Genomic DNA, 14,444 nt, shown 5'->3' on the forward strand with positions numbered 1-14,444 from the left:
GATGATTGCAGATACTTTTATCAAACGGCCGGTAACGGCAATAGTGATTTCGATTGTGATCGTGCTGGTGGGCCTGATCGCAATGATGACCAGGCCGGTTGCGCAATACCCGGAAATCACACCACCCACGGTGTCCATCGCAGGCAACTTCACCGGTGCAGATGCGCAGACGGTAGAACAGACAACTACTACTGCTATTGAAACGCAGGTTAATGGTACGCCTGGCATGACCTACATGACAAGCAACAGTACCAGCAGCGGACAGAGCAGTATCACGGTAAACTTTGAAGTGGGTACCAATATCGATATTGCTACCCTCGATGTGCAGAACCGGGTAAGCGTTGCGCAGCCCACACTCCCGGATGCGGTAAAGCGTTTAGGCCTTACGGTGAGGAAGCGCAACCCCAGCATCATGATGGCGCTGGCTTTGATCTCTCCCAATGGTACCCATGATGCTACCTTCCTCGGTAATTATGCCAATATCTACCTGAAAGACGCCCTGCTCCGGGTAAAAGGTGTGGGTGATATTTTCACCCGTGCGGATGACTTCAGCATGCGGATCTGGATGGACCCCAAGAAAATGGCATCGCTCGGAATCACAACCGCTGATGTAAATGCTGCTTTGGCGGAACAGAACATACAGGTAGCAGCTGGTACTGTAGGTGGCAATCCGCAGCCAGGTTTCCAGACTTACGAGTTCAGCGTATTGACCAACAGCCGGCTGAACACCGTGAACCAGTTTGAAAATATAGTGGTCCGCACCCGTCCGGCCGACAATAGCGTGGTTTACCTGAAAGACGTTGCGAGAGTCGCACTCGGTAAATTTGACTACAGCAATAATGCTTTCGCCAACGGGCATGATGCGGCATTCATCCTCATTTACCAGGCCCCCGGTGCTAATGCGCTTGATACCTATAATGGTATCATGGAAGCCCTGGGAAATCTGAAAAAGAATTTTCCGAAAGACGTGGATTACCTCGTGCCGCTTGAAACAGCTACCGTTGTGGAAGTGTCCATCAACGAAGTGGTGCACACTTTGCTCGAAGCACTGTTACTGGTAATCCTGGTAGTATTTCTTTTTCTTCAGAACTGGCGCGCAACGCTGATCCCCATACTGGCTATTCCGGTTTCGCTTATCGGAACTTTTATCTTTTTTATTCCTTTCGGGTTCACCATCAATACACTGACGCTTTTTGCATTCGTACTGGCTATCGGTATCGTGGTAGATGATGCGATTGTGGTGGTGGAGGCCGTGCAGCATTACATCGATCACGAAAAGATATCACCGAAGGAGGCCACACAGAAAGCGATGAAGGATATCTCGGGACCAGTTATTGCCATTGCGCTGATCCTGGCAGCGGTATTTGTTCCGGTAAGTTTTGTTCCGGGAATCGTGGGACGCCTTTACCAGCAGTTTGCCATCACCATTGCCGTATCGGTGATCATTTCCGCATTCGTCGCGCTCTCGCTCACGCCTGCATTGTGCACGATATTATTGAAACCTTCCAAGCCGGAGGGGGCTAAGAAGAATCTTCTCGAAAGAGGCTTCAACCGCTTCAATATCTGGTTTGACCGCGTTGCCCATAGTTATACACGGGGTGTCGCAAGGTGGATCAAATTCACTCCATATGTGATCGTAATGATGGTTTGTGTTTTTGTCGGCCTGTTCCTGTTGTTCAAAAACAAACCAACCGGATTCATTCCTACGGAAGATGAAGGACGTCTCTATGTGACTTACGAAATGCAGGAAGGTGCATCCACCACGCGTAGTGTGGAGATGATCAAAACCGTGATGGGAAGGATCCAGGGTATTCCCGCCGTGAAAGTAGTTGGAGGTCTGGCAGGTCTGAACATCATCAGCTTTTCCAATAAGTCCAATGTAGGCACCTTGTTTGTAAGCCTGAAACCCTGGGACGAGCGGAAAGACAAGGCGCTTCAGTTGAATGGCGTGATCGACGAGATCAGAAAACGAACCGCAGATATCAAAGAAGCAAGAATTTTGCCCATTGCACCGCCAGCGATTCCGGGCCTTGGACAGACATCGGGATTCACTTTTGAATTGCAACAGACTACAAGTACGGACGATATCAAACAGTTCGAAAGAGTGGGCCAGCGTTTCATAGGTGCCCTGATGCAACGGCCGGAGATCGGTGTAGCCTATACCTTTTTCAGCACAAGGACGCCAGCCTACCAGGTTGATGTTGACAGAAGTAAAGTGAAACAATTAGGATTGAACCTCGCTGATGTTTACAATACCATGTCCACCCTGTTGGGCAGTAGTTATGTAAATGATTTTAATCTTTATGGTCGAAACTTCCGGGTAATGACCCAGGCTGACAGCAGTTTCCGGTCATCGCTCACAGAAATGCAGAACTATTTTGTGCGCAATGCACAGGGAAACATGATCCCGCTGAGTTCAGTGGTAACGTCCAAAGTGATTGAGAATCCTGCGGTGATCTCCCACTTCAATATCTATCGTGCCATAGAATTCAACGGAACACCTAAACCCGGGTACAGTTCGGGACAGGCACTTGATGCCCTGCGGGAAGTAGCACAACAGGTGCTGCCGGATGGATATAGCTACGAATTTTCGGGAATGAGCCGTGAGGAAATAAAGGCAGGATCAAGCACCGGGATGATCTTTGCCATCTCGATCGTGTTTGTGTTCCTGTTCCTGGCAGCGTTATATGAAAGCTGGTCCATTCCGTTTTCGGTATTGTTCGCAGTACCGATCGGCGCCCTGGGATCTATCATTACGCTTACCCTGTTACCCAACCTGACCAATAATATCTATGCCCAGATTGGGTTGATTACCTTGATCGGTCTTGCAGCGAAGAATGCAATTCTGATCGTTGAATTTGCAAAAGAAAGGGTCGACAGGGGGATTGATATCATTCATGCAACGCTTCAGGCGGTTCAGTTGCGTCTGAGGCCGATCATCATGACATCGCTGGCTTTCATTCTTGGCGTTCTTCCGCTTGCCTTTGCCAGTGGTGCCGCTGCGCAAAGCCGGAATACGATCGGGTGGACGGTTTTCGGGGGAATGCTGGCGGCCACAACATTGGCGATTTTTGTGGTACCTGTGTTGTTTGTACTAATTACCAGGGTGTCTTACGGCAAACGATTAAAGTCTATCAGAGCCCGTCAGGACGTTGAAAACAAGGTTGATCAGGATATTTTTAATGCGAATGTGTAAAAATTGACGTATATCAATTTTGATTCCTGCGAAACTTTTCTAATTTTGCCGCGGTTTAAAAATATCCAATTCAAAACAACACAAATGAAAAAAGTATTTGCTATTCTCGCTATCACTGCTGCTTTCGCTGCTTGTAACAACGCTGCTGAGTCTACTGAAGCTACAACTGATTCTGCTGCTACTACAGCCACTATCGATTCTGCTGCTTCTGCTGCTATCGATACTGCTAACAAAGCAATCGATTCTACAGTTAAAGCTGCTACAGACTCTATCGCTGCCAAAGTTGATAGCGTGAAGAAGTAATTGTTATATGTTCTTCAGAAAGGCCCCTTCCCCGGAAGGGGCTTTTTCATGCCCGGTGTTTTCACCTGTTATTCGTGGCAGATCAGGTACATACATATTGCCCGGCTATTTTGCCAGCTCAAACAGTATGTATGAAATGGAAGCTGTTGGGTTTGTTGCTGCTGGCGGCCAATCACTGTTTTGCAGTGGTAACCTGGACGGGAATGGCCGGAAATAGTCGATGGGATGATGCGCAGAATTGGGAAGCTGCTATTCTGCCCGGACCCGGTGATGTGGTAGTGCTTAACAATACAACTGTCACGGCCAGCTATACCGTACTTCTGCCTGACGTTTCAGTAAGCATTTACCAGTTGATTATACAACCGGCATCCGGAAGGTCGATAACCGTCTTACTTCCCGCGAGCAACAGGCTGACCAGTCCCTCAGGTTCTTTAAATCCCAGGGCCCTGGAACTGTCAGCAATACCTTATTCCCTGGTGATCGGCGAGGGTGGCACGCTGGTCAATGCATGCGGGGCATCCGGCGGATATGCTATCCGTTTGGGCGACAGTTTACAATTACAGCAGGGTGGCATGTATGTACATCGGAGCAGGACCAGCCATGCCGAGCTGGTAGAATACCTGAGCAGGGCGGCCGGTACGGAAAAAGGTGTTTTCCGCTTTGAAAACCCGGATGCGGCAGCCCTTATATCGCTGAGTGCAAGAGTGTATGGACAACTTGAATTGTCTGCTGCAGCTGCCGCCGGCGGAGTGGTTACCTATTCGGCTTCGGGAACCAACCCGATCCGTATCCGGCAAAACCTGATTGCAGGTCCGGGTGTTACACTTTCGTTGAATGCGGGTGATACCCTTCACGTTTCGGGGGACCTTCAGCTTACCCAGGCCCAGTTGAATCTTTCTACCGGCAACCGGAAACTGGTAATGAACATTATGGGTAATCTCGTGCAACAGGGAGGAGCGATACGGGAGTCGAACATTTCGGGTGTCAGAGCCCAGGTCCGCCTGGCGGGCATGATACAGCAGGAGATATCTGCAGATTCGGGGTTGGGGGATAGCATTCAATTGTGCCTGGACAACGATAAAGGGTATTTATTGGTCCGGGATCTTCGTGTAAATGACAGCATTTTTTTCAGGAAGGGAGTTGTGCATGGTGAATCCGGTTCGATGTTATGGCTCGGTCACCAATCCTTTTTCAGGAACGACAGCCTTGATAGAACTGTCTATGCGGCTGTGCCGGTACGCAAGGAATTGGATCAGCCCGGCTATTTTCGTTTTCCGGTGGGCGGAGAAGGGCAATTGCGCTGGCTGGCACTTAAACAGGCGAGTGGTGCCATAACGGTATCCTATATGCGGCGATCACCCTATCTGCTGCAACAAATGGTCAGCCCCGCCCTTGACCACCTGTCGCAATTGGAGTACTGGTCAGTAACGGGAGATCTCCATCATGCAGTGTGTGTGTTGTCACACGCTGAACCTGCGAGTGGCGGTATTACGGACGCAGCAGCACTACGCACGTCATGGCTGGCTCCCGGCGCCTGGATGGATGGGGGTAACAGTGCAACCACCGGCAACCTTCAATCCGGTACCGTCACAGGATTACCGTTGCCCGACTTACCGGCTCAGACGGTGTATATGACCCTGGCAAGTGCTTCACCAGGAGCGAATCCGCTTCCTTTGCGGATCAGTGATCAGTATATGTTTTACAATCGGCTTAACTGGAACTGCGCGTGGAAACTTGAAGATGCTTCAGATGCGGTAGGGGGCTCAATTGAAGTGTCATCAACAGGCGTCAACTATCAACGGGTAGCATTTGTGCAGGCGCCAATCACCAGCGGATGGCACTCGACAGTAATTCCTGCATCATGGGAGTATGGTTACTGCAGAATTGTGCTTGACGAACCGGGTGGAAAGCGTATCACGGGAAAGCCTATGCGCTTTGGTAAAAAAGAAGATACGGCCAATTGGATAATACGGGCAGAGGGAAGCAACTTGATGATTACGGCAGTTAAACCAGGAACTGTTCGTTGGCGATTATGGGACGAATCGGGTAAGTTAACGGGCAGTGGTGACGCAATACTTTCCCACGGTATTAACAATATCCTGCTCGGCCAGGGTTATCGCGCTGCCGGCATTTATTACTTGCAACTGGCAACGGCTGATGGCCGAACTGTTACAAAAGCACTTTTACTGAAGTAATGCCGTGATTTTTCTGGCATAACGTTTGGCTGCCTGTTGCTCTGAAAGGATAAAGCTGTTGTTCTCCAGTTTGCCTACCACAGCATCCATTTCTGCTTCATTTTGATACACCATCTGACGGAAAGGATTCTGATAATCCTTTTGCCGGGTTTCCCTGATCCTTGCTGAAAGTTCGTGGTGAAATCCGACACTATCCTTCAGCAACTGCTTTACCAGTTTGTTATTTGCAGACAGACTTTCCCGGAATACCTGCTGGTACAGGGAAATGGCATGTGCAAGCTTGCGATCAGGATACGAGTCTGCTTCCTGCCGGTAGAACTGGTGGACATCATCCCAGCTGTTGATTGTTCCCTTTTTGATGGCTTGCAGGCAATATTTAACCTGGACTGCCTGCAACAACTGACCGCCAATATTTTCCCAGGCGCCAGGTTTTTCAACGGCCGGTAATGCTTTGATGTTCTTATCCAGTTTGCCGCCTTTACGTTCATGGAAGGCAACGATTTCCCTGGCGGCGTATTCGGTTAGCAACCTGCGGTACCATTGATATCCCATTGCGGCTTTTATGATCTGTACCGGGCGTTGGCTGTTCTCAGCATTGTCAACGAGTATGTCGAGCCCGGCAATCGCGTCGTCACCTTCAACCAAAAGCACCCGGCCTTTTTCTCTGGCCTGTTTTTCACTGAATTGTCTGCCTTCTCTGAGAAACCAGGCTTTACCTGTTGCCACTTCCAGCAAGGCGATGGCTGCGGCCATCTCCTGGGCTGTATCGGGAGCGAGGTAGTCGAATTCTATCAACTGGGTCTTATCGATCCGGCTATCGCGGTCAACATATTTCCACGAATTGCGGGCAAGCGCATACATGTTATACTGGAACCAGTATGCAGGCATGACCTGTAACCGTTCATTGGAAAGACTGTTGCTGACCAGTGCAAAGGGGAACTGAATGTTCAGTTCGGCCGGGTAGTCGCCCTTGGCCAGAATACAAAAAGAAGCGAATCGGGAGTTGTGTTTGAGGCTCACACACAGCCCCGGCCAGAAGCCCCGGCCGGCAATCAGTTCACCGTCTGCACTGCGGGAATTGTGATTGGATCCAATCGTTGCACCGGCGGCCATATTACTTTGACCCATCACCAGGGCTGCACACAAAAAGGAGTTGTTATGGTGCTGCTCGTGCGCCGGAAAAATGAGTGAGTTGAGCACTTCGCAACAGGAGATCGTGGCGTTGTTACCCAGGTACGAGTTGATCAGCCTTGCTCCGTATTTCAATTGCGAATGGGAGGCCATCACAAAACGAACTGCCTTTACGCCATAAAAGATCCGGCAGCCAATACCGATAATGCCGTTTACCAGTTCGCAACCTTCGCCTACCTGGGTTCTTGCTTCGGGAGTAGAACGGATGGTTACATTCTTGATCTTGTTGGCGCCCTTGATATAGGCATCGCTGCCAATCCTTACATCTTTGAGAATGCTGCAGTTCTTTACAACTGTACGATCACCGATCATACCGTAATAGCCTCGCAACTGATCAAAGCGGTTGGTAGTAAACTCAATGAATTTTTCCTGGAGCTTCGAATCCTGCCGGTTCCGGCTCCAGAGATAGGCATCGCCAGGCAGCATTCCGTCAAAGGGTAAAATGCTGCGTCCGCCGTTCTCGTTACAGAGTTCCAGCCAGATCCGCACTTTCTCTTCTTCATCCTCCTTCAGAATGCCGTTGCCGAATTTGGCATGATTGGTAGTAGCGAGTTCATTGATGTTGACCAGCATTACTTCATTGCCGATGATATAATGCGCGAGATAGTTGACATTGTCCACCACCACGTTATCTCCGAAATCACAACTGATCACGGTACTATTGTAAAGCCCTACCGGCATGCGAAGGTTGTTGAACTCGAGACAGTAGGGTTCAAGCTTTCCGATGCGGACGAGTCCGAAGAATTTACAGTTTTTGACCAGTTCGGGATTGAACGCATCCGAAACCAGCAGCTTGTTCCAGTCGTCACTCTGGTTGCGGTTTCGCACCAGAACTTCGATCTCATAAGCCGTAAGATGCCGGTATTGAATGCCGCTCTTATTTTGCCGGTTACGCAAATAGTATTCGTCCTGGCCTGCCGGCAACTGGCTTCCTGAAATGAAACCGTAGCCCAGTGCCTGGATCGGACTTTTCCTGATCAGGTTCATATCCTAATGGGTTATAGGTACTTATTCCACCGTAACGCTCTTGGCAAGATTGCGGGGTTTATCTACATCGTAGCCTTTGGCAACACCGATATAATATGCCAGCAACTGCATCGGGATGGCGTTGATCATTGGAGCAATAAGCTCGTCAGCAAAGGGCACTGTGATCAGATCATCAGCAAGTGCATTGGCGGCATCGTCTCCTTCACTTACAATCGCGATGACCTTTCCTTTTCTTGCTTTGATCTCCTGCATGTTGCTGAGCACTTTCTCGTGGAAGCTGTCTTTTGTGGCTACAAAAAAAACAGGCAGTTTATCATCGACCAGGGCAATCGGACCATGCTTCATTTCTGCAGCAGGATAACCCTCAGCATGGATATAAGAGATTTCCTTCAGCTTCAGTGCACCCTCAAGGGCTACCGGGAAATTATACCCGCGACCCAGGTAAAGGGCATCAGTAGCATCCTTGTATTTCAGGGCGAGCGCTTCAATATGATCCTTTTGCTCCAGAGCAAGTGCCACCTTTTCGGGTACATCGTTCAGTTCGTTCAGGAGATGTGTATACCTTTTCTCTGATAATGTTCCCTTCAGGTGACCGATCTTCAGTGCCATCATAGTCAGAACAGCAAGTTGCCCGGTAAATGCCTTGGTGCTGGCAACACCGATCTCCGGGCCGGCATGGGTATATGCACCACCATGTGAGGTGCGCGCAATGGATGATCCCACCACATTTACCACTCCCAGTATGATGGCGCCTTTTTCTTTTGCGCTTTCGATCGCAACAAGCGTGTCGGCCGTTTCCCCGCTTTGCGAGATGGCAATGATCACATCTCCTTCACCTACTACCGGGTTCCGGTACCGGAACTCAGAAGCATATTCCACTTCCACGGGGATGCGGGTAACCTCTTCAAAAATATATTCGGCCACCAGCCCGGCGTGCCAGCTGGTACCACAAGCCACAATGATGATCCGTTTTGCCTGGGTCAGCTGCTCTGCATATTGCTGGATGCCACTCATCGTAATGGTGCCGTTGGTTGCATCCAGGCGGCCGCGGAGACAGTCGAAAATAGTATGGGGCTGCTCAAAAATCTCTTTCAGCATGAAATGATCATAACCTCCTTTTTCGATGGCCGCCAGTTCCATATCGAGTTTCGTTATAAAAGGCGTGATCTTTTCATTGCCGAGGTTTTTCAGGATCAGTTCATCGGCCTTGATGATCGCCAGCTCATAGTCATTTACATACACTACTTCCTTGGTGTATTCAATGATAGGGGAGGCGTCACTGGCAAGAAAATGCTCGCCTTTACCGATACCGATCACCAGGGGTGATCCTTTCCTGGCCGCAATCAGTGTGTCGGGATGTTCTTCATCCAGCAATACGATCACATATGCGCCGACCACGCGTTTCAGGGCGATCCGCACCGCCTCTTCCAGCGATCCGCCATTATTCAGGTGGATGTCTTCTATAAAATTCAACAGCACTTCGGTATCTGTGTCACTGGTAAAAACGTATCCTTTTTTCTGGAGATCCTGCTTGATCTGGGCATAATTCTCAATTATGCCATTGTGAATCATGGAAATTTTACCGCTTTTGGACAGATGCGGGTGTGCGTTCCGGTCGCAGGGTTCACCGTGAGTAGCCCAACGGGTATGACCGATACCAATATGCGCATGCAGATCCTTCCCGACCAGGTTTTCCTCCAGTTCGGCAACCTTGCCCTGCTTCTTATAAACTTTCAGCCCCCCGCCATTCAGCAGGGCCACACCGGAACTGTCATATCCGCGGTATTCAAGTCTTTTTAATCCTTTCAGAATCACGGGATAAGCCTCCCGTTCACCGATATACGCAACAATTCCACACATGTTTCTTAATTATAGTTGAATGACGCTCAATTATTTAATTCCGGAGCAATATTAAAAATTTATATGCATTTATGAAAGCAGCACGGGAATAACATTAATAATTATTTTAATGTTTCTTCAAATAGCTTAAAAATGCGTTTATATTCATCTGTCCAGCTGCTCGGCTCAATAAATCCATGATCTTCCATCGGATATGCCGCCAGCTCCCAGTTATTTTTACCCAATTCTATCAGTTTCTGCTGGAGGCGCACCACATCTTCAAAGTGTACATTAACATCAACCATGCCATGACAGATCAGCAACCTGTCTTTCAACCCTGAAGCATGATATATAGGAGAACTTTTCCGGTAAGCCAGGCTATCGAGGAAAGGTTCATTCAGGATATTGGCAGTATAACCATGATTATAGTGAGCCCAGTCAGTAACCGGGCGTAAAGCAGCGCCCGCAGCAAAGGTGCCTGGACTGGTAAAGAGCGCCATAAGTGTAATGAAGCCGCCGTAGGACCCGCCGTAAATCCCAATATGTTTCGGGTCAACGCCCAGTTGCTGCACCAGCCATTGTGCCCCGTCCAGGTGATCAGTCAGGTCTTTCCCTCCCATGAACCTGTAGATGCCCGTACGCCAGTTGCGACCGTATCCCGAACTCGCCCGGTAATCCAGGTCCAGCACCGTATACCCCTGGTCTGCCAGGAGGTTGTGAAACATGTATTCCCGGAAATAGCTGCTCCACCATTTGTGCACGTTCTGCAGGTAGCCCGCTCCGTGAACGAAAATGACAGCAGGCCTGGCAGGATTTGCCTGACGGGGTTTATAAAGCCTGCCACGCACCGTGGCACCGTCCCCGGCCGTAAAGGAAATGATCTCCGGATCACGCCAGGGATAGGAAGCAAATTCCGGAGAGACGGCAAGTTGCGTGATCTGCGCTGCTTTTGCTCCCGGGCGATTATCCTGGATGTAAAGCTCCCACGGTTTGTTGCTGTACGAGTATAAAAAGGCAAGCTTTTTTTCATCAGGCGAAAGTGTCACCTGGCTGGCACCGGTCATGTTCGTCAGCTGTACCGGTTCACCCCCGGAAACGGAAAGCCGGTAGTAATGCAGTTCCCCCGGATCCTTTTTATTGCTGCCAATGTAAAAGTTCTTTTTATCCGCTGACAACAATACGGACTGGACCTCAAAACGTCCGGCTGTCAGCGCAGTGGCCACGCGATTGTCTACATTGATTTTGTATAAATGGGAGTAACCTGTCTTTTCAGACTGGAACCAAAAATCGGTGTCATTGATCCAGCCATAATTGCCGCCACCAAAACTACCGCCAATACCTGGTCCGCCGATCCAGGCACTGTCATGCTGACGGTCAAGCAGGGAAAGCTGACCATTTTCGGTCAGCAGCATCAGCCAGCGATCTTTGTTATCCACTGCGCGGATATCAACCACGGCTACCTCCCGGTGGGGTGCCCACGTTACTGCTGAAAAATTTACTTGTCGCAGGGTCGGTTGTTTCCGCCGGTCAGCAAATTTTTCGGGATAATCCCGGACATATTCGGGAAGATCCCTGATGCCTGGGATGGAATCTGTTTTGATGGTATAAACAGTATCCTTCCGGCGATCGTACAGGAAAAGTTCCTGACTGCCTGCCGGCGCCCCTACTTTGGTACGTGCAGGGATATCTTCTGTGAAACCTGAAACAGTTACATAACTGGGTACAATTGTCGCACGGGCACCGCTGGCCGGTTTGGAGAGCCGGTAATGGACAAAACGTCCCTGGCTGCTGATGCCCGTTGCCGTGAGGTTCTTATCTTCAAGATAGATAGCACGCAGTGATTTCGTTTTTGCAGCAGTGGTTAGTGAATCCCCGATATCTTTTTTTGTCTTCCGGCTGCGAAGTACTTCGAAAAGCTCCAGCTGGTCTTCTTTCAGCCATTTTTCCTGGTCGTTGCTGCCATCCTTTTTACCAGGAGCCGTCGGTGAGGGTGGTTGACTACCTTTTATAAAATTGGTAACCTGCAGGATTTCCCCGGTAGCAATATCCCAGGCGAAAATATTCTGCTGTGACTGGAACACGATCTTCCCTTCGCCAAAACCGAATGAAGGACTACTTTCCCATTCGGGTGTTTCGGTGATGCGACGGATTTTCTTTTTCGCATCAACAAAATAGATATCGCCATTCTTAGCATAGGTATAGGCGGTATGCGCGGCATTGTATTTGAGGGTCCCGGCATCCACTATTTCCTGGGCAGCATGAAGGGATACTTTTTTCGGAGCACCGGCACCCGGCCAGGTGTAAAGAGAGTCAGCCAGATTTTTTTCCGGATTCCAGGAAAAATAAAGCTGGCCCTCGGCCGACCACCACGGACTGGAAGGAGACGTGCCGATCCATTTCGGATCACGCATAATATATTCCACCGTAAGTGCCGGAGCAGGTTGCTGTGCCGGCAGCAGGGCAGGCGCTATCAGCAGGGAAAGCAGAAAGCAATATTTCATAGTCAGAGTAAGATTCCTTGTAAGAATAAATAGGCGACTGAAAAATAGATGATCAGTCCGGTTACATCCACCAGTGTTGCCACAAAAGGTGCAGAGGATACAGCAGGATCTGCACCCAGCCGTTTAAGGATGATAGGCAGCATGGAACCGCTAAGGGTTCCCCAAAGTACCACTCCAACCAGGGAAACGCCTACGGTAATGCCAACATAGAGATAATGCGGACCATACACTTCAGGGAAGAATTGCGACCAGGTTACCACACGGATAAAACCAATCAGTCCAAGCACCGAGCCCAGCAGCATTCCCGAAACAATTTCCCGCCGCAATACGCTCCACCAGTCGGCGATGCTGATCTCACCCACGGCCATTGCCTGGATGATAAGGGTCGAGGCCTGCGACCCGCTATTGCCGCCGCTGCTGATGATCAGGGGAACAAACAGTGCGAGGACCACGGCCCGTGAGATCTCATCCTCGAAGTATCCCATGGCAGTTGCCGTCAGCATTTCTCCCAGGAACAGGACGACCATCCATACAATCCTTTTCTGGAAAAGCTTCAGGAGCGGCATTTCCAGGTAAGGTTCATCAAGTGCTTCCGTACCACCGATCCGCTGAATATCTTCACTGAATTCTTCGTTGGCAACCCACAGGACGTCATCAATGGTCACGATTCCCAGCAGGATATTGTTGTCGTCCAGCACCGGCAGTGCGACACGGTTATTCATTTTGAAAGTCTGGTTGGCAGACTCCTGGTCATCGGTTACCCGAAGCGCGATGTACCGGTTGTCGATTACTTCACTGACCCTGCGGTCGGGACTCGTAAGGATCACTTCCCGTATCCGCATATCATCAACGAATTCGCCCTTATCATTCACCACATAAATAACGTCGATCGTTTCACTGTGTTTTCCTGCTTCCCGGATATGTTCAATTACTTCACTCATGGTCCAGTCTGCATTCACCGCAATGTAATCCGGGGTCATCAGGCGGCCGACGCTGCCTTCAGGATATCCCAGCAGGGCGAGGGTAATGCGGCGTTCTTCGGGATCCAGGGTTTTGATCAGTTCTTTGACAACCTCACTGGGCAGCTCTTCCAGGAAGGAAGTCCGGTCATCCGCAGGGAGCTCATTCAGGAGTTCCGCCGATTTAAGGGGCGGCAATTCCTGGATGACCTGTTTTTGAACGGATAGATCCAGGATCTTGAAAACACTGGCTGCCCGGTGGGTGCTCATATTGCCAATGATCTGGCTGGCATAGTCATCAAATTCACTCACCAGTTCAGCAACATCGCTGATGTTCTGGTTATTGAGAAATTCCCGGATCCGCCACTTGTCCTCCAGGTGGATAATCGCTTCAAATTGTTCGCTGATGGTGAGTGATTCCAGTTCTTCCGGCATGGGTCAAATGTACTGCATGAGGTCTATATTGGCCTATATTGCAGGATGATTTTGCCCTGTTTACTGGTAGCCCCCACCGATACGATGGGCAGGGGCGTTTTCACTTCCGATTTTCTTCCGTCTGGAACCGTGGTTGAGATCAGCCCGGTGATCGTGATGTCAAAGGAAGATCGCGGATGGCTGGACAAGACCGCATTGCACGACTATATTTTCGAATGGGGCAATGATAAACAATCCTGTTGCATGGCACTTGGGTATGTGCCGCTTTACAATCATTCCTATGCCAGTAACTGTGAGTACGAAATGGACTTCGACGCATCGCTTATGAAAATAACCACCATGCGCGATGTGCTCGCAGGAGAAGAGCTGTTCATCAATTACAACGGAAACTGGGACGATGCAACGCCACTCTGGTTTCGCGCGACCTGATCTCGTGCGACTTGATTTCCCGCAAGGTATATTTCCCGCAGTATTGTTTTCTGAAAGTTATTTTGGCGCTGCGCGCCTTTCGTTTCACGCAAGGCACGCAAAGGTGCAAAGCCGCAAAGAAAAACGAATAAGAATCACCGGTTGTATTTTTGGCTCCAGCTTTAATCAGTCAATTGATGTAAGTCTGTTCAACTTTACCGTAAGCCAACTGGCCGGCGGGTACCAGTTTGTCAGGATATCGAATATTACCCTGTTTAACTCAAAATAGTGTAGTTCTGCCTCCCTTCTATTGCGCTCTTCCGGCCGAAGGCCGGCAATCTTTTCGACACAACCATTTATCGGTGTGGATGCCTTCTAAGTGGTATGTCAAAATCTGAATAAATCTTCTTCTTTGCGGCTTTGCACCTTT

General features: G+C 49.7%; 8 protein-coding genes. 4 read left to right on the forward strand and 4 right to left on the reverse strand.

The annotated features are described in order from the left end of the window. Position 1 precedes the first annotated feature (1 nt). The 3 genes from FPE01S_RS24330 to FPE01S_RS24340 all read left to right on the forward strand — a co-directional run bounded on the left by FPE01S_RS24330 (position 2) and on the right by FPE01S_RS24340 (position 5,694). Positions 2–3,196: an efflux RND transporter permease subunit gene (locus tag FPE01S_RS24330; protein ID WP_046371745.1), complete on the forward strand. Its 3,195-nt coding sequence runs from the start codon at positions 2–4 to the stop codon at positions 3,194–3,196. Positions 3,197–3,280: 84 nt separating this feature from the next. Beyond that, complete coding sequence (locus FPE01S_RS24335; RefSeq protein WP_157474159.1) at positions 3,281–3,499, forward strand: hypothetical protein; 219 nt, start codon at positions 3,281–3,283, stop codon at positions 3,497–3,499. A gap of 131 nt (positions 3,500–3,630) precedes the next feature. Further along, on the forward strand, positions 3,631–5,694 hold the full coding sequence (locus FPE01S_RS24340; protein WP_046371747.1) for a T9SS type A sorting domain-containing protein: 2,064 nt from the start codon (positions 3,631–3,633) through the stop codon (positions 5,692–5,694). Here FPE01S_RS24340 and FPE01S_RS24345 read toward each other — a convergent pair. The 4 genes from FPE01S_RS24345 to mgtE form a co-directional block, all read right to left on the reverse strand. Next, complete coding sequence (locus FPE01S_RS24345) at positions 5,683–7,872, reverse strand: DUF4954 family protein (RefSeq protein WP_046371748.1); 2,190 nt, start codon at positions 7,870–7,872, stop codon at positions 5,683–5,685. The genes FPE01S_RS24340 and FPE01S_RS24345 overlap by 12 nt on opposite strands. A gap of 21 nt (positions 7,873–7,893) precedes the next feature. Continuing rightward, a complete protein-coding gene (gene glmS, locus FPE01S_RS24350) occupies positions 7,894–9,732 on the reverse strand; it encodes a glutamine--fructose-6-phosphate transaminase (isomerizing) (RefSeq protein WP_046371749.1) in 1,839 nt (612 codons plus the stop codon). A 101-nt stretch (positions 9,733–9,833) separates the two neighbouring features. Continuing rightward, positions 9,834–12,212, reverse strand: a complete 2,379-nt coding sequence (locus tag FPE01S_RS24355) for a S9 family peptidase (protein ID WP_046371750.1) — start codon at positions 12,210–12,212, stop codon at positions 9,834–9,836. Positions 12,213–12,214: 2 nt separating this feature from the next. Then, positions 12,215–13,606: a magnesium transporter gene (mgtE, locus tag FPE01S_RS24360; RefSeq protein ID WP_083990481.1), complete on the reverse strand. Its 1,392-nt coding sequence runs from the start codon at positions 13,604–13,606 to the stop codon at positions 12,215–12,217. Positions 13,607–13,651: 45 nt separating this feature from the next. Between mgtE and FPE01S_RS24365 the strand changes: the two genes are divergently transcribed. Continuing rightward, positions 13,652–14,035, forward strand: a complete 384-nt coding sequence (locus FPE01S_RS24365) for an SET domain-containing protein (RefSeq protein ID WP_046371751.1) — start codon at positions 13,652–13,654, stop codon at positions 14,033–14,035. Positions 14,036–14,444: the final 409 nt, after the last annotated feature.

Source organism: Flavihumibacter petaseus NBRC 106054, assembly GCF_000974785.1.
Classification (GTDB): Bacteria; Bacteroidota; Bacteroidia; order Chitinophagales; family Chitinophagaceae; genus Flavihumibacter; species Flavihumibacter petaseus.

What these genes read in the sequence shown, in the direction of transcription:
- FPE01S_RS24345 (WP_046371748.1), bottom strand. Translation starts at nt 7,872, where the DNA reads ATGAACCTGATCAGGAAAAGTCCGATCCAGGCACTGGGCTACGGTTTC.
- FPE01S_RS24340 (WP_046371747.1), top strand. Translation starts at nt 3,631, where the DNA reads ATGAAATGGAAGCTGTTGGGTTTGTTGCTGCTGGCGGCCAATCACTGT.
- mgtE (WP_083990481.1), bottom strand. Translation starts at nt 13,606, where the DNA reads ATGCCGGAAGAACTGGAATCACTCACCATCAGCGAACAATTTGAAGCG.
- FPE01S_RS24335 (WP_157474159.1), top strand. Translation starts at nt 3,281, where the DNA reads ATGAAAAAAGTATTTGCTATTCTCGCTATCACTGCTGCTTTCGCTGCT.
- FPE01S_RS24330 (WP_046371745.1), top strand. Translation starts at nt 2, where the DNA reads ATGATTGCAGATACTTTTATCAAACGGCCGGTAACGGCAATAGTGATT.
- glmS (WP_046371749.1), bottom strand. Translation starts at nt 9,732, where the DNA reads ATGTGTGGAATTGTTGCGTATATCGGTGAACGGGAGGCTTATCCCGTG.
- FPE01S_RS24355 (WP_046371750.1), bottom strand. Translation starts at nt 12,212, where the DNA reads ATGAAATATTGCTTTCTGCTTTCCCTGCTGATAGCGCCTGCCCTGCTG.
- FPE01S_RS24365 (WP_046371751.1), top strand. Translation starts at nt 13,652, where the DNA reads ATGATTTTGCCCTGTTTACTGGTAGCCCCCACCGATACGATGGGCAGG.